The 15,581-nt window shown below is 58.4% G+C and carries 16 protein-coding genes; 11 read left to right on the forward strand and 5 right to left on the reverse strand.

Going from position 1 to position 15,581, the window contains the following annotated elements; genetic code table 11:
- Positions 1 to 468 precede the first annotated feature (468 nt).
- Together hemB and ampH are read right to left on the reverse strand one after the other, a co-directional pair.
- The gene (gene hemB, locus SOM48_RS15420) at positions 469 to 1,440 is read right to left on the reverse strand and encodes a porphobilinogen synthase (protein WP_034812298.1); all 972 of its coding nucleotides are present in this window, start codon (positions 1,438 to 1,440) and stop codon (positions 469 to 471) included.
- A gap of 118 nt (positions 1,441 to 1,558) precedes the next feature.
- Positions 1,559 to 2,716 carry a D-alanyl-D-alanine-carboxypeptidase/endopeptidase AmpH gene (gene ampH, locus SOM48_RS15425; RefSeq protein WP_320512275.1) on the reverse strand — a complete coding sequence of 386 codons (1,158 nt, stop codon included), beginning with the start codon at positions 2,714 to 2,716 and terminating at the stop codon, positions 1,559 to 1,561.
- A gap of 190 nt (positions 2,717 to 2,906) precedes the next feature.
- Between ampH and SOM48_RS15430 the strand changes: the two genes are divergently transcribed.
- The 3 genes from SOM48_RS15430 to SOM48_RS15440 all read left to right on the forward strand — a co-directional run bounded on the left by SOM48_RS15430 (position 2,907) and on the right by SOM48_RS15440 (position 5,903).
- Positions 2,907 to 3,440, forward strand: a complete 534-nt coding sequence (locus SOM48_RS15430) for an isochorismatase family protein (protein ID WP_320512276.1) — start codon at positions 2,907 to 2,909, stop codon at positions 3,438 to 3,440.
- A 120-nt stretch (positions 3,441 to 3,560) separates the two neighbouring features.
- Positions 3,561 to 4,781 carry a peptide antibiotic transporter SbmA gene (gene sbmA, locus SOM48_RS15435; RefSeq protein WP_139965549.1) on the forward strand — a complete coding sequence of 407 codons (1,221 nt, stop codon included), beginning with the start codon at positions 3,561 to 3,563 and terminating at the stop codon, positions 4,779 to 4,781.
- A 12-nt stretch (positions 4,782 to 4,793) separates the two neighbouring features.
- Positions 4,794 to 5,903 carry a DUF1615 domain-containing protein gene (locus SOM48_RS15440; RefSeq protein WP_320512277.1) on the forward strand — a complete coding sequence of 370 codons (1,110 nt, stop codon included), beginning with the start codon at positions 4,794 to 4,796 and terminating at the stop codon, positions 5,901 to 5,903.
- Here SOM48_RS15440 and SOM48_RS15445 read toward each other — a convergent pair.
- The gene (locus SOM48_RS15445) at positions 5,900 to 6,211 is read right to left on the reverse strand and encodes a DUF2755 family protein (protein ID WP_320512278.1); all 312 of its coding nucleotides are present in this window, start codon (positions 6,209 to 6,211) and stop codon (positions 5,900 to 5,902) included. The two genes, SOM48_RS15440 and SOM48_RS15445, sit on opposite strands and share 4 nt — an antisense overlap.
- Positions 6,212 to 6,479: 268 nt before the next feature.
- Between SOM48_RS15445 and SOM48_RS15450 the strand changes: the two genes are divergently transcribed.
- A complete protein-coding gene (locus SOM48_RS15450; RefSeq protein ID WP_042712209.1) occupies positions 6,480 to 6,698 on the forward strand; it encodes a DUF2754 family protein in 219 nt (72 codons plus the stop codon).
- A 3-nt stretch (positions 6,699 to 6,701) separates the two neighbouring features.
- Here the strand turns inward: SOM48_RS15450 and ddlA are convergent, their stop codons facing one another.
- A complete protein-coding gene (gene ddlA / locus SOM48_RS15455; RefSeq protein ID WP_320512279.1) occupies positions 6,702 to 7,802 on the reverse strand; it encodes a D-alanine--D-alanine ligase in 1,101 nt (366 codons plus the stop codon).
- A 105-nt stretch (positions 7,803 to 7,907) separates the two neighbouring features.
- Between ddlA and SOM48_RS15460 the strand changes: the two genes are divergently transcribed.
- The 6 genes from SOM48_RS15460 (at position 7,908) to SOM48_RS15485 (ending at position 14,040) form a co-directional block, all read left to right on the forward strand.
- Positions 7,908 to 8,591 carry an extensin-like domain-containing protein gene (locus tag SOM48_RS15460; RefSeq protein WP_054804563.1) on the forward strand — a complete coding sequence of 228 codons (684 nt, stop codon included), beginning with the start codon at positions 7,908 to 7,910 and terminating at the stop codon, positions 8,589 to 8,591.
- Between the two features lie 170 nt (positions 8,592 to 8,761).
- Positions 8,762 to 9,958: a multidrug efflux MFS transporter gene (locus SOM48_RS15465; RefSeq protein WP_076769454.1), complete on the forward strand. Its 1,197-nt coding sequence runs from the start codon at positions 8,762 to 8,764 to the stop codon at positions 9,956 to 9,958.
- 191 nt (positions 9,959 to 10,149) lie between these two features.
- Positions 10,150 to 10,410, forward strand: coding sequence for an anti-adapter protein IraP (gene iraP / locus SOM48_RS15470; RefSeq protein ID WP_076769455.1), 261 nt, complete (start codon positions 10,150 to 10,152; stop codon positions 10,408 to 10,410).
- Positions 10,411 to 10,511: 101 nt separating this feature from the next.
- Complete coding sequence (gene phoA / locus SOM48_RS15475) at positions 10,512 to 11,927, forward strand: alkaline phosphatase (RefSeq protein ID WP_320512280.1); 1,416 nt, start codon at positions 10,512 to 10,514, stop codon at positions 11,925 to 11,927.
- Positions 11,928 to 12,017: 90 nt separating this feature from the next.
- Positions 12,018 to 12,338, forward strand: coding sequence for a phosphate starvation-inducible protein PsiF (psiF, locus tag SOM48_RS15480; RefSeq protein ID WP_042712197.1), 321 nt, complete (start codon positions 12,018 to 12,020; stop codon positions 12,336 to 12,338).
- A gap of 178 nt (positions 12,339 to 12,516) precedes the next feature.
- Positions 12,517 to 14,040 (forward strand): FAD-dependent oxidoreductase, encoded by a 1,524-nt coding sequence (locus SOM48_RS15485; protein WP_128483536.1) that lies wholly within the window; start codon positions 12,517 to 12,519, stop codon positions 14,038 to 14,040.
- Between the two features lie 37 nt (positions 14,041 to 14,077).
- Here SOM48_RS15485 and proC read toward each other — a convergent pair whose 3' ends face one another.
- A complete protein-coding gene (gene proC / locus SOM48_RS15490; protein WP_042712193.1) occupies positions 14,078 to 14,884 on the reverse strand; it encodes a pyrroline-5-carboxylate reductase in 807 nt (268 codons plus the stop codon).
- 130 nt (positions 14,885 to 15,014) lie between these two features.
- On the opposite strand from proC, the gene SOM48_RS15495 reads away from it, so the two are divergent.
- Positions 15,015 to 15,476 (forward strand): YaiI/YqxD family protein, encoded by a 462-nt coding sequence (locus SOM48_RS15495; RefSeq protein WP_320512281.1) that lies wholly within the window; start codon positions 15,015 to 15,017, stop codon positions 15,474 to 15,476.
- Positions 15,477 to 15,581: the final 105 nt, after the last annotated feature.

Here is a 15,581-nt window from a genome sequence, read left to right on the forward strand (position 1 = left end):
CATACAGTAAAGCGGGCCACGAATCGTGTAGGCCGGATAAGGCGCAAGCCGCCATCCGGCAGGGGGGCGTGCGGTGAAATGCCGGATGGCGCTACGCTTATCCGGCCTACAAAGGCAGGGCAGGTGAACATACGGTAAAGCGGGCCACGGATCGTGTAGGCCGGATAAGGCGCAAGCCGCCATCCGGCAGGGGGGAGTGCGGTGAAATGCCGGTTGGCGCTGCGCTTATCCGGCCTACAAAGGCAGGACAGACGAACATACGGTAAAGCGGGCCACGAATCGTGTAGGCCGGATAAGGCGCAAGCCGCCATCCGGCAGGGGGGCGCGCTGTGAAATGCCGGATGGCGCTGCGCTTATCCGGCCTACAAAGGCAGGGCAGGCGAACATAAGGTAAAGCGGGCCACGAATTATGTAGGCCGGATAAGGCGCAAGCCGCCATCCGGCATTGCAGAAGGCAGAGCGGGAAAATTAAATCAGGCCGCGTTCGGCGAGATCGAGGGCGAAATAGCTGAAGATCAGATCCGCGCCTGCGCGTTTGATGGCGCCGAGGCTCTCCATCACCACTTTATCTTCATCGATCGCACCCGCCTGGGCGGCAAACTTGATCATCGCGTACTCACCGCTCACCTGGTATGCACCCAGCGGCAGTTCGGTGCGCTCACGAATATCACGCAGAATATCGAGGTAGGCCCCCGCCGGTTTCACCATCAGGCAGTCGGCGCCCTGCGCTTCGTCGATCAGCGATTCGCGGATCGCTTCGCGGCGGTTCAGCGGGTTCATCTGATAGGTTTTACGATCGCCTTTCAGCGCGGTACCGGCCGCTTCACGGAACGGGCCGTAGAAGGAGGAGGCGAACTTGGTGGAGTAGGACATGATGGCGGTATCTTTAAAGCCCGCCGCGTCCAGCGCCTGGCGAATCGCCTGCACCTGGCCATCCATCGCCGCCGATGGCGCGATAAAATCCGCCCCGGCTGCCGCAGCAACCACCGCCTGCTTACCGAGGTTCAGCAGGGTTGCGTCGTTATCGACGCCGTGTTCGCACAGCACGCCGCAGTGGCCGTGGGAGGTGTATTCACAAAAACAGGTATCGGACATCACGATCATCTCCGGTACCGTCTCTTTACAGATGCGCGACATGCGCGCCACCAGGCCGTTCTCCTGCCAGGCATCGCTGCCGGTGTCGTCGGTATGGTGTGAAATACCAAAGGTCATCACCGAGCGGATACCCGCTTTAGCGATACGTTCAATTTCACGGGCGAGATACTTTTCCGGAATGCGCATCACGCCGGGCATGGCGGAGATCGCCTGGTAATCATTCAGCTCTTCTTCAACAAAGATCGGCAGCACCAGGTCGTTTTTGCTCAGTGTTGTCTCTTCAAACAGGGCGCGCAGCGCAGGGGTTTTACGCAGGCGGCGAGGACGGGTGATTAAATCGGTCATGATATGCCTAAGATTTATGGAACAGATGGCGGCATTGTAGCCGAAAATATAATCCCCCGTTTTACCAAAATCGCCGTTAAGCCACAGGCAGGCGGCAATGCGCCTGCCTGTTACTTCATCAGGAGGCGGGGATCGCCACCGGTTTATTGTTGCTCAGCTCGCTCACCAGATCGTTCACGCCGTCGCTCATATTGGTGAATTTGGTCAACGGTGAACGGGTGATCACCACGAACACGCCAACGTTATGCTGCGGCACCATCGCCATATAGGTGATAAACCCACCGCCGCCGCCGGTCTTCTGAATAATCCCCGGATGGCCCTCTTTCGGGGCCATATAGACCCAGCCGAGGCCGAGGGCGTCGGCTTTACCCGGTACATCCATTCCCACTACTTTCGTCAGGCGTTCGCGCGGGTAGATCAGCGTCTGCATCCGGTCGGCCTGCGTATCGCGGTGGTAGAAGTCGGAGGAGAGGAACTGCTGCATCCAGCGCATCATATCGCCGGGCGTGGAGTAGACGCCGCCGCTGCCAATCGCCGCCAGCGTGTTATTACACGGGCTGGCCCCTTTTTCCGCCACCATCAGCCGTTTGCACTGATCCGGCGACGGGGTAAAGGTGGTGTCTTTCATGCCCAGCGGGCGGGTGATCTGCTCTTCAAACAGCTGCGGATAGGGTTTTCCCGCCGCGCGCGCCAGCGCATCTGCCAGCAGATCAAAGGCCAGGTTGGAATACGCCGCCTGGGTGCCCGGCGCGGTTTTCAGTTTGGCGGTGGCAAGCCAGTTCCAGCGCTGCTCGCGCGTTGGCCAGACAAACACCGGGCGCACCGCTGCGCCGCCGGGCTGTTCGCGCGGCAGGGCGCTGGTGTGCGTCGCCAGGTTAACCAGCGTGATCGGCGTGCCCTGGTAAGTCGGTACGCGCGCGCCGGGCGGGGCATATTTACTTAACGGATCGTCAAGGCGCACGCGGCCCTGATCGAGCAGCTTCACCAGCATCTCACTGGTCATCAGCTTGGAGAGCGAGGCGATGCGCACCACCGAGTCGAGCTGCGGGCGCACATTGTTGCCGGGACGGGTTTCGCCGAAACTGCGAAAGACGCGCTGGTTGCCGTCAATCACCACCATTGCCATGCCGGTTGCGCCGCTGCCATAGAAGATATGGTTGGCATAACGATCGACAATTTCAGAAGCAAACACCGGGTCGGGGGATTGCTGCGCCGCCCGGACGCTGGTCAGGCCCAGCGCACACCACATCGCACAGAGAAGCAGACAACGTTTCAACGAAAGGATCCATTAATCACGGGGAAAGATAGAGCGTATTTATACTACTTGCGTGCCGTTGCAAAGGGGCGAAAAGCGGAATGTTTCGCCCTAATCCGTAACGCCAGGTAAATAAGAGCATTTTTTTCTGCCGACCGCCGCCGCCGCGGGCTGTGGTAAGCTCCGTTTTTCGCCAAACAGGAGGCAGGCAATGGTTGCTCAACGGGTAGTGATGGTGGTCGATATGCAAAACGGCGTGTTCGCCACGCCGCGTCATCAGCGCGCGCAGTGCGTCGCGCGGATCAATCAGCTGACGGCGGTGGCAGAGACCGTGATCTTTATCCAGCATGCCGAAGCGGGCGGGCTGGAGGAGGGGAGTGAAGGCTTTGCGCTGCTGCCGGAGTTGACCCAGCCAGCGAGCGCCTTTTACGTCACCAAAACCGCCTGCGACGCCTTCTATAAAACCGGGCTGGAGGCGCTGCTGCGTGAATGGGCGATTGAAAGCTTTGTTATCTGCGGCTGTGCAACGGATTACTGTGTCGATACCACGCTGAAAAACGGTGCCAGCAAAGGCTTCGCGATTACCGTTGCGGAAGATGCTCACACCACTGCTGACCGCGCGGCGGCGAAGGCGACAACGCTTATTGACCACTACAACGAGGTGTGGCGCACGCTCATCGTGCCGGACAACCCGGTGCAGGTGAAAAGTGTCGATACAATTGTTTATGACTGGCAAAGCCACTAAACGGTTAACCTGAGGTCTGATTAAACGAGCCAGCGCCGCACCCGCGGCGCTTTTTTGTCGCTGGCCGCGAGCATGACACAGCACACGTCGTAAAGAATAAGAAAGACCCAGGAGAGCACTATGTTTCGTTCCTTTTTCCCCCGGCCGACACCCTTTTTTGCCTCGGCGTTTATCTGGACGCTTCTCGCCATCGTTTTCTGGCTGGCAGGCGGCGAACGCTGGTTATTACACCTGACCGGCATATCAAGCGAGGTGCCAATCAGCGCCGCGCGCTTCTGGAGCCCCAACTTTCTGCTCTTCTACGCCTACTACGCGCTCTGCGTCGGCCTCTTCGCCGCTTTCTGGTATATCTACTCGCCCCATCGCTGGCAGCGGTGGTCGATTCTCGGCACCGCGCTGATTATCTTCGTCACCTGGTTTCAGGTGGAGGTGAGCGTCGCCATCAACGCCTGGTATCAGCCCTTTTTTGATCTGATCCAAAAGGCGCTTACCGCGCCCAATACCGTGCCGCTGGAGAAGTTTTACAGCGGCAGCGGCGTCTTTTTGGGCATCGCGCTGATTGGTGTGACGGTGGCGGTGCTGAATAACTTCTTCGTCAGCCACTATGTTTTCCGCTGGCGCACGGCGATGAACGAATACTATATGGCGCACTGGCAGCAGCTGCGCCATATTGAGGGCGCCGCGCAGCGCGTGCAGGAAGACACCATGCGCTTTGCCAGCACGCTGGAGGATATGGGCACCAGCTTTATCAACGCCATTATGACTCTCTTTGCCTTTCTGCCGGTGCTGATTGCGCTCTCGCCTCACGTGCCGGAGCTGCCGCTTATTGGGCATGTTCCTTACGGGCTGGTGTTTGCCGCCATCGGCTGGGCGCTGTTTGGCACGCTGGTGCTCGGCGTGGTGGGCATCAAGCTGCCCGGCCTGCAATTTAAAAATCAGCGCGTCGAAGCGGCGTACCGCAAAGAGCTGGTCTATGGTGAAGATGATGCTGAACGTGCGCGGCCGCATACGGTGGTGGAGTTGTTTAGCGCCGTGCGCCGCAACTACTTTCGGCTCTATTTCCACTACACCTATTTCAACGTCGTGCGCATTCTCTATCTCCAGGTTGACGCGGTGTTTGGCCTGGTTATGCTCTTCCCGACGCTGGCAGCCGGGGCGATTACCTTCGGGTTGATGCAGCAGATCACGAACGTCTTTGAACAGGTGCGCAGCTCGTTCCAGTATTTGATCACCTCATGGACGACGCTGGTGGAGTTGATGTCTATCTATAAACGTTTGCGCAGTTTTGAGCGTGAGGTCGATAATCAGGAGTTCGTTCCTGTCGCCTCTCACGGCCATTAACAAAGGAAGGTTATGTCTTACGTACCCCGTTTTAGCTGGTTGCTGGCGGCGCTGATTGTCGCCGGGTGTAGTTCGCAGGGCTCGCTCTCTGATAAAGAGGCATCGAAGGAGCCTAAAAAGGCGAAGGCGCTGGATGTCGCAAGCGTGGTGCGTAACACCATTCCCGCGAGCGTTAAAGATCGCGACGGCTGGGCTGAAGATCTGGCGACTACCTTTAAAAGCCAGAAACTGCCGCCGACGCTGGAGAATATCTGCTCCGTATTAGCGGTGGCGCAGCAGGAGTCCAACTACCAGTCCGATCCGGTGGTGCCGGGGCTCAATAAGATTGCCTGGAAAGAGATCGACAAGCGCGCCGGGCAGTTGCACATCCCAGCGCTGCTGGTGCACACGGCGCTGAAAATCCCGTCGCCCAACGGCAAAAGTTACAGCGAGCGGCTTGATAAGGTACGCACCGAACGCGAGCTGAGCGCGATCTTCGACGACATGATCAATATGGTGCCGATGGGGCAGACGCTGTTTGGCTCTTATAACCCGGTGCACACCGGCGGGCCGATGCAGGTGAGCGTCTCCTTTGCCGAGCAGCACACTGACGGCTACCCGTGGGAGATGTCCGGCACCGTGCGCCAGGAGGTCTTCAGCCGCCGCGGCGGATTGTGGTTCGGCACCTATCATCTGCTTAACTACCCGGCCAGCTACAGCGCGCCTATCTACCGCTTCGCCGATTACAACGCCGGCTTCTACGCCAGCCGTAACGCGGCGTTCCAGAACGCAGTGAGCAAAGTGACGGGCATTAAACTGGCGCTGGATGGCGATCTGATCCTTTATGGCAGCCGCGAAGCGGGCACCACCGAGCGTGCAGTACAGACGCTGGGCGCGCAGCTTGCGATGAGCGATCGGGATATTCGCCGCCAGCTTGAGCGTGGCGACAGCCAGGAGTTTGAAGAGACGAAGCTCTATCGGGAGATTTATCGCCTGGCGGACAAGCGCAGCGGAAAAACGCTGCCGCGCGAGATGCTACCGGGGATTCAGTTAGAGAGCCCGAAAATCACGCGTAACTTAACCACGGTGTGGTTTGCGAAACGCGTTGACGATCGTCGGGCCGCTTGCATGGCGCGCAATTAGCGCAGATTGTGGCTACGCCAGCGCAGGACGAGGAAGATCACGCCCAGAAACACGCTGCCGGCGATAAACGGCACAAGACCGAAAATCGTGCCTACGCCCATACCCATCTCAACGTGGGGACGGGAGACGTCCTGCGTCTGCATCAGGTGTTCAAACACGCCAGGCGCGTGCACCAGCAGATTAAGCAACTGCGCGCCTGCCCAGAAGCAGAGCAGTACGAAGACGGCGTAAGCAATATTACCCGGTCTGGAGGTGTCTCGTTTTTTCGCGCCCTTAGTAAAGGGTTTGGATAGGGTAAAATCAGCCATAAGACCTCCGGTACTCGTTACTTTTAAACGCTCAGGGAAGATAGGCTCAGAGCCGTAACTCCTGGTTAGTTTGGCACCAGTCCCGCTTTGTCAACATCAGAATGGTGATAATTTCGGAGCGGGAAGGATCCCAGGGAAGCGTTTTTTGTGAGTCATCACATTTTTGTAACGTATTAATTATTTCAGTAACATTTCGGAATTACCGCACAGCACACACTCTCAGTCCGCGCGCTGTGCGATGATGCGCCCTTTACCTGCTGGAGTTGTCATGAAGCTGCCTGAGAAAATTCGCCGTGACTGGCACTACTACGCGTTCGCGATCGGCCTGATCTTTATTCTCAATGGCGTGGTCGGGCTGCTGGGATTTGAAGCAAAAGGGTGGCAAACCTATGCCGTCGGGCTGGTGACCTGGCTGGTGGGGTTCTGGCTGTCGGGGCTGATTATCCGCCGCCCCGCGCAAAATGAGGCGACGGAAAGTACCGAGTAACGCTTAATCGTTCATAGAGATCTTCAGCGCGCTGCTTTGCTGGTGGCGCTCCAGCGCCAGCTCAATCAGGCGGGTGATCAGCGCGCTATAGCTGATGCCGCTCGCCTGCCACAGTTTCGGGTACATGCTGATATTGGTAAAACCGGGCAGAGTGTTGATCTCATTGATCACCACGTCGTTGTCCGGCGTCAGGAACACATCCACCCGCGCCATCCCTTCGCAGCCCAGCGTTTTATACGCTTCAATGGCGATCGCGCGGATCTTCTCGTTGGTCTCGGGATCGATGGCGGCCGGCACCACAACCTGCGCGCCCTGATCGTCAATGTATTTGGTGTCGTAAGCGTAGAACTCGCTGTTCAGCACAATTTCACCGCAGGTGCTGGCCTGCGGCTCATCATTGCCCAGCACCGCGCACTCGATCTCGCGCCCGACGATCCCTTTCTCTACTACCACTTTTTTGTCGAAAGCAAAGGCCAGACGCAGCGCGTCAACATACTGCGCTTCATTGGTTACTTTGCTGACGCCGACGGATGAGCCCTGGTTGGCGGGTTTAACAAACAGCGGCAGGCCGAGTTGCGCGGTCACGTCGCTAAAGCTGAAGCTGTCGCGGTTGGCGCGCGTCAGGGTGATAAACGGCGCGATGGCCAGACCGGCGTCGCGCAGCAGGCGCTTGGTGATGTCTTTATCCATGCAGGCTGCGGACGCGAGCACATCGGAGCCGACAAAGGGCAGGTTGGCGAGGCGCAGCATCCCCTGCAGGGAGCCATCTTCGCCGAGCGTGCCGTGAACAATCGGGAAAATGACATCAACATTCGGCAGCGGCGAGCGGTTATCTGCCGCAATCAGTTGTTGTTCGGCGACGCCCGGCACCAGCGCGATGCTGTTGTCCGACGGATTCAGCGCGATACGCGCCGGATCGCTGGCGTTTTGCAGATAGTTCTGCGCATCGCTAATATGCCACTGCCCTGATTTATCAATACCCAGCAGCACCACTTCAAAGCGCGATGTATCCATCGCATCGACAATATTCTTCGCCGACTGTAACGACACTTCATGCTCCGCCGATTTGCCGCCGAAGACGACCCCTACCCGCAGTTTTGCCATTTCAACAATCACTCACACTGATGAGAAAACCCATACGATATCACGTCAAAACGCACGATTGGCGGCCTTCTGCCATAATGTCTGGAGAAAAAAAGAGGAGGAGAGGTGAGCGGGAAGAGCCTGATCGTAATCGCTATTCTTATCGGCGGCGCCTATGCGGGCTACCGCGCGCTGCCAGCGTGGTACAACCCTTTTGCCCCGCTTCAGCTGAGCGATCCGCCGGGGCGCATCACCCAGTTCAAACTGCGGCGCTTAACGCCTGAAGCGTGCGCCGCGCTGCTGAAGCAGGCGAATCAGCAGCGGCTTATCTCCTCCGTCGCGGTGGCGGACAGCGGCGGCGACTGCCCATTAACCAACGTAGTGCGGGTAAAAGATTTCGGTGCCGTGAAGCTGAGCAGCAGCTTTCTGGCAAGTTGCCCGCTGGCGCTCAGCTCGGCGCTGTTTGTCGAGCAGCAGGCGCGGCCACTAAGCCAAACGATGATGGGCAGCGCCTTAACGCGCATCGATCATGTCGGCAGCTACGCCTGCCGCAATATCTACAACCGTGCGGATGCGCGGCGCAGCGAACATGCCAGCGCGGAAGCGCTCGATATCAGCGCTTTCAGGCTGGCGAATGGCGAGCAGGTTTCTGTCCTGCGCGGCTGGCGGCAGACGCGTACGCAACCCTGGCTGCGCGCGATGCTTAGCGCCAGCTGCGGTTATTACGGTAATGGCCTCGGGCCGGAGTATAACGCCGCGCACGCGGATCATTTCCATCTCGGCATGCGCGGCTACGGCCTCTGTCGCTAAGCATATCGCGCTTAGCATTTACGGTTTTTCTCCGCGCGCCTGCGCCATTAGGCGTGGGTTGAGAGATAAAACTCCAAAGTGCGGCTAAGCGCATATCTGGTAACTTATCGCTGGCGCATTCTTGCTACCCTATGCGCCGTTTTTTTAAACCTGAGTGATTACGCGTATTTATGGAATCCTGGAAGGTCAATCTTATCTCGGTGTGGTTCGGCTGCTTTTTTACCGGGCTTGCCATCAGCCAGATTTTGCCGTTTCTGCCGCTCTACGTGGCGCAACTGGGTGTGACCTCGCACGAGGCGCTGTCGATGTGGTCAGGGCTAACCTTCAGCATCACTTTTCTCATCTCGGCGATTGTCTCGCCGATGTGGGGCAGCCTGGCGGACCGCAAAGGGCGCAAGCTGATGCTGCTGCGCGCTTCGCTGGGGATGGCGATCGCCATTCTGCTACAGGCCTTCGCCACCAACGTCTGGCAGTTGCTTCTGCTGCGCGGCGTAATGGGGCTGACCTCCGGTTATATTCCTAACGCGATGGCGCTGGTCGCCTCGCAGGTGCCGCGCGAGCGCAGCGGCTGGGCGCTCAGTACGCTCTCCACGGCGCAGATCAGCGGCGTGATCGGCGGCCCGCTGATGGGCGGTTTTCTCGCTGACCACTTAGGCCTGCGCACGGTTTTTATCATCACCGCGATGCTGCTGATGGTGAGCTTCCTGGTAACGCTGTTCCTGATTAAAGAGGGGGGCAGGCCGAAGGTGAAGAAGGGCGAGCGCCTCAGCGGTAAAGCAGTCTTCTCGACGCTGCCCTATCCGGCGCTGGTGATCAGCCTCTTTGTCACCACCATGGTGATCCAGCTCTGTAACGGCTCGATTGGCCCGATCCTCGCACTGTTTGTCCAGTCACTGTCGCCCGATACCGCCAATATCGCCTTTCTTAGCGGGCTTATCGCCGCGGTTCCCGGCGTGTCGGCGCTGCTCTCGGCACCCAGGCTTGGCAAACTGGGCGATCGCATCGGCACCTCGCGCATTCTGTTAGCGACGCTCGCCTGCGCGATTGTGCTCTTCTTCGCCATGTCGTTTGTTACCTCACCATTGCAGCTTGGCATTCTGCGCTTTCTGCTCGGCTTTGCCGATGGCGCGATGCTGCCCGCCGTGCAGACGCTGCTGCTGAAGTACTCCAGCGAGCAGGTCACCGGGCGCATCTTTGGTTATAACCAATCCTTTATGTATCTTGGCAATGTTGCTGGCCCGCTGATGGGTGCCTCGGTCTCGGCGATGGCTGGCTTTCGCTGGGTCTTCGCCGCCACGGCGGTGGTGGTGCTGATTAACCTGATACAGCTGGCACGGGCATTTCGCCGCGTGCGGCAACCACGCTAAACGCAGGCCGGAAATAGATCTCCGGCCTGCGCCTCCTGGTTCTTTATATACTTCCCAACCCGCGACGCCGTTATTTCCCCAATGACCTTACTAACAGTGTGAATTAAAGCGCAAAAATAATAGATGCATCTCCTTTGCAACTACTAAATCGAGTGCTAACTTCATGCAACATCTCAAAAGGAAATAGCGCCATGAAAAATCTCATTGCTGAGTTATTGGTCAAGCTTGCGGAGAAGGAAGAGGAGTCGAAGGAGCTGGTCGCCCAGGTTGAAGCGCTGGAAATTGTCGTCACCGCGCTGCTGCGCCAGATGGCGGCCGCCGAACAACAGTCGCTCATTTTAAGCGTTGAAGGCGCGCTGGCAGAGGCTCTGCCGGACGATCAGCCTTTATCCAGAGACTCAGAGCTGCTGCAAGAATACGTAAAAAAGCTTTTAAGGCACCCTCGCAGTTGAGCCCGCGTTAGCATGTAACATCTGTCATCTCACTGTCATCTGGGCTGCCTATAGTCGCTCTGTTTTATTTTCTTTAAGTATTTGTACATGGAGAATATTAAGTGAAACAGAGCGCGTTATATCTTGCACTATTATCCCTGCTTGCCTCGCCTGCTATTTATGCAGAATCATCTGTAGCGCCGGTTCTTGAAAGCCGCGCAGCTCACGGCGATATTTCCGCGCCCGGTGGCGCACGCCGTTTGACGGGCGACCAGACTGCCGCCCTGCGTGATTCCCTGAATGACAAGCCAGCCAAAAATATTATTCTGCTGATTGGCGACGGCATGGGCGATTCCGAAATTACCGCCGCGCGAAATTATGCCGAAGGGGCGGGCGGTTTCTTTAAAGGTATTGATGCGCTGCCGCTGACCGGCCAGTACACCCACTACTCGCTGGACAAAAAAAGCGGTAAGCCCGATTACGTCACCGACTCTGCCGCCTCGGCGACAGCGTGGAGCGCCGGCGTAAAAACCTATAACGGTGCGCTCGGCGTCGATATCCACGACAACGATCATATGACCATCCTTGAGATGGCAAAAGCCGCCGGTCTGGCGACGGGCGACGTCTCCACTGCTGAATTGCAGGATGCGACGCCTGCCGCACTGGTCTCCCATGTTATCTCCCGCCGCTGCTACGGCCCGACGGTGACCAGCGAGAAGTGCGCGCTTAACGCGCTGGAGAAGGGCGGCAAAGGCTCAATTACCGAACAGCTGCTGAACGCGCGCCCGGACGTGACGCTCGGCGGCGGGGCAAAAACCTTCAGTGAAACCGCCACCGCCGGTGAGTGGCAGGGCAAAACCCTGCGCGAGCAGGCGCAGGCGCGCGGCTACCAACTGGTGAACGATGCCGCATCGCTTGCGGCAATCAGTACAGCCAATCAGGATAAACCGCTGCTCGGTCTCTTCGCCGACGGTAATATGCCGGTGCGCTGGGAGGGACCGAAAGCCTCCCTGCATGGCAACCTGGATAAGCCTGCCGTGACCTGTACGCCAAACCCGAAACGCACCGACAGCGTGCCCACGCTGGCGGCGATGACGGAAAAAGCGATTGAGCTGCTGAGCAAAAATGAGAAGGGCTTCTTCCTGCAGGTGGAAGGGGCTTCGATTGATAAACAGGATCACGCGGCGAACCCGTGCGGCCAGATTGGTGAAACCGTCGATCTCGACGAAGCAGTACAGAAAGCGCTGGAATTTGCGCGTAAAGATGGCAATACGCTGGTGATCGTCACCGCAGACCACGCCCATGCCAGCCAGATCATCCCGGCAGATACCAAAGCACCGGGCCTGAGCCAGGCGCTGACCACCAAAGATGGCGCGGTAATGGCGATGACCTACGGCAACTCGGAAGAGGAGTCGATGGAGCATACCGGCACGCAGGTGCGCATTGCGGCTTACGGCCCGCATGCGGCGAACGTGGTGGGGCTGACGGATCAGACCGATCTCTTCTACACCATGAAAGCGGCGCTGAGCCTCAAGTAAGGGCCGCCCGGCGGTAAATCTTTGCTGCCGGGTGGTTTTTTCGCCAATTAGGACCATCCTTAAAGGGTTCATTGACAGAAGGATGGCGCTATGAAAATCACACTCCTCGTTACTCTTATCTTCGGTGTGCTGTTTATGACGGCGTTAAGCGCCGCCGAGAAAACACTGACCCCGCAACAACAACGTATGACGCTCTGCAACCAGCAGGCTAAGGCGCAGAACCTTGGCGGCGATGCGCGCAAGAGCTACATGAGCGACTGCCTGAAGAGCACCAAAACCGAACCGGGGCAAAAGAGCCTGACACCGCAGCAGCAGCGGATGCGCGAATGCAATGCCCAGGCGACGCAGCAATCCCTGAAAGGCGATGACCGCAGTAAATTTATGAGCGCCTGCCTGAAAAAAGCGGCGTAATCCTCCCCGCGCGGGCGTACATCGCGCCCGCATACTCAAGGCGTTTCTGCCGCTGTGTTGCTCCCCGCTTAATCTCTGCCAGGCTTAATTTGTGAGCTGTGTTGTCTTTTTTTCCTTTGCGAGTGTACGTCGCCAGACGTTACGCCCGTTTTGCCACACCAATACGGGAGCAAGAGTAATGAATTATCAATATGTTACCGACCTGAACGATCTGCCGGAAAACCAGCCGGTGAAATTCGATGTCGATGGCACCTCGCTTATCCTCATCCGCACCTTAACCCAGGTTCGCGCGTTCCAGAGCCGCTGTCCCCATGCCGGTGCGCCGCTTGAGCAGGGCGCGGTATGCGACGGGCGGCTGGTCTGCCCGTGGCATAAAGCCAACTTCGATATCACTAACGGCGAGTGGTGCGAGCCGCTGGCGCTGCAAAACCTGAAGCAGTATCCGGTGCATATTGAGCAGAACCGCGTACTGGTTAACCCGCGTCCGCTCTCGCCGACTACCCACAACACCATTCGTGGCGATGGCCCGCAAACGGTGGTGATCCTCGGAACCGGCGCGGCCGGTAGCTCGGCGGCAGTGACGCTGCGCGACGCCGGGTTTAACGGCCATCTGATGCTGATCGATAAAGAGAGCGAAGCGCCCTACGACCGCACGGCGCTAAGCAAGTTTGTGCCGTCAGGCAAGATGAAGATCAGCGAAGTGCCGCAACTGCTGGATAAGGCGTTCTATGCCCAGCCGGGGGTGGAAAACATTGATCAAGAGGTGACAAAGCTTGATGCCGAAGCGCATCAGCTAACGCTCGCCGACGGGCGCGAAATTACCTTCGATAAACTGCTGCTGGCGACCGGTGGACGCCCCGTCTGGCCGGAGATTAGCGGCAACCAGCTGGCGGGCGTGCATGTGCTGCGTGATATCCACCAGGCGCAGACGCTGCTCAGTGAAGTGGAAGATGAGCAGCAACTGGTGATTGTTGGTAACAGCTTTATCGCCATGGAGCTGGCGGCGGCGCTGCGTAACCAGGATGTCGATGTCACCGTCCTGTCACGCCACGCGCTGCCGTTTGTGCCGCAGTTTGGCGAAGAGATTGGCCGCCACTTTATGCAGCTGCATAAGCAGAATGGCGTCAAGTTTGTGACCGGCGAGCCTGCGGAGTTGCAGGGTGATAAGCACGTGCAGCGCGTGGCATTGAAAGATGGTCGTACCATTCCGGCGCATGTGGTGGTGTTTGCCACCGGCGTAGAGCCTTCGACCGATCTGGTGGGCGATCTGCCCCACGAAGAGGATGGCAGCCTGACGGTGGATGAGTATCTGCGCGCCGCGCCCGATATCTGGGCGGTGGGCGATATCGCCACCTATCCGGCACCGGAAGGGCCTCGACGCATTGAGCACTGGCGCGTTGCGCAGCAGCAGGGGCGCATTGCGGCGCTGAATATGCTCGGGGAGTCGCAGCCATTCGATCGGGTGCCCTTTTTCTGGACTACCCACTTCGGGACGCGTTTTGAATACCTCGGCTATGCCCGCGAGTGGGACAGCATGAAGATGTTAGGCTCGTTTGAGAATAAACGTTTTGCCGTGCTCTACGGCCAGGAAGGGATGCTGAAAGCGGTGCTGAGCTGCGGCGAGAACACTGCCACGGCGGAGCTGGTGCTGAAAATGCAGGAGCCGCTGACCATGCGTGCGGCCAGCGAACTCCTCTCGTAACGTTCGCGCCACGGTCTTATCGCCGTGGCGCTGCCATTTACGCGCTCAGTTTTTCCGACTTCGCCATACAAGCGGCCATCGCGTCCATCACCGCAGCGCGAAAACCCTTATCTTCCAGCACTTTCACCGCTTCGATGGTAGTGCCGCCCGGCGAGCAGACCATATCTTTCAGTTCGGCAGGGTGTTTACCCGTTTCCAGCACCATCTTCGCCGAGCCCATCACCGCCTGTGCGGCAAATTTATAGGCCTGCGCGCGCGGCATACCGCCCAGCACGGCGGCATCGGCCATCGCTTCGATAAACATAAACACATACGCCGGAGCCGAGCCGCTGACGCCGACTACCGGGTGGATCATCCCTTCGGCAATCACTTCCGCTTCGCCAAAGCAGCGGAAAATGGTCAGCACATCGGCGGTATCTTCAGACGTCACCAGCGCGTTCGGCGTGATGGAGGTCATCCCGGCGTTAACCAGCGCGGGGGTGTTCGGCATCACGCGGATAATTTTGCGGTCGTGGCCCAGCGCGCGCGCCAGCTGATCGAGCGTTACGCCCGCCGCGATGGAGACCACCAGCGTCTCTTTGTTCAGGCTGGAGGCGATATCGCTAAGCACTTTCACCATGATGTTCGGCTTCACGGCGCCAAAGACAATATCGGCGATCTGCGCGACTTCCTGCGCGCTCTGCGCGGCGTTAATGCCATACTCCTGTTGCAGGGCGGCGACCTTATCAGGCGTTGGCGTGTAAACCCAAATCTGCCCCGGTTTCACCTCGCCGCTGGCGATCAGCCCGCCGAGGATCGCCTTACCCATGTTACCGCAGCCGATAAAACCGATTTTCTTTTCCATCACGTCCCTCTCTGCTTGTTATTGCATGTGATTCATAGCTTAACGCGCTTTTCCGGCGAGGGCGAAAGGATCTCTGCTTTCCCCGGCGGGCAATTAAAGGGACAATGCGCCGAAACAAAAAGGAGTCACCATGGCGATATGGGTTGATGCGGACGCCTGTCCGAATGTGATTAAAGAGATTTTATTTCGCGCCGCGGAGCGGACACAGACGCCGTTAACGCTGGTCGCTAACCAGAATCTGCGCGTGCCGCCCTCTAAGGTGATCCGCGCGCTCAGGGTGCCGGCAGGCTTTGACGTTGCCGATAACGAAATCGTACGCCTCTGCTCGCCGGATGATCTGGTGATCACCGCCGATATTCCGCTGGCGGCGGAAGTGATAGCAAAAGGGGCGGCAGCGCTTAACCCGCGCGGTGAGCGCTACACGGAAGCGACCATCCGCGAGCGGCTGACCATGCGCGATTTTATGGATACGCTGCGCGCCAGCGGCATCCAGACCGGCGGCCCGGACTCCCTTTCGCAGCGCGATCGCCAGCAGTTCGCCGCGCAGCTCGATAAGTGGCTGCTTGAGCGCCAGCGCCGCCAGACACCATAACCGGGCTTGTCAGTTTTTATCACTTCCAGTAAGGTTGCCGCTACAGGTGATGCCACAGAAACTTTACAGCCTCAATGGCTGCGCCAGAACGTTCTCATGCGCAAA

The sequence above is a fragment of the Kosakonia sp. CFBP8986 genome (assembly GCF_034044935.1).
GTDB classification, from domain to species: domain Bacteria; phylum Pseudomonadota; class Gammaproteobacteria; order Enterobacterales; family Enterobacteriaceae; genus Kosakonia; species Kosakonia cowanii.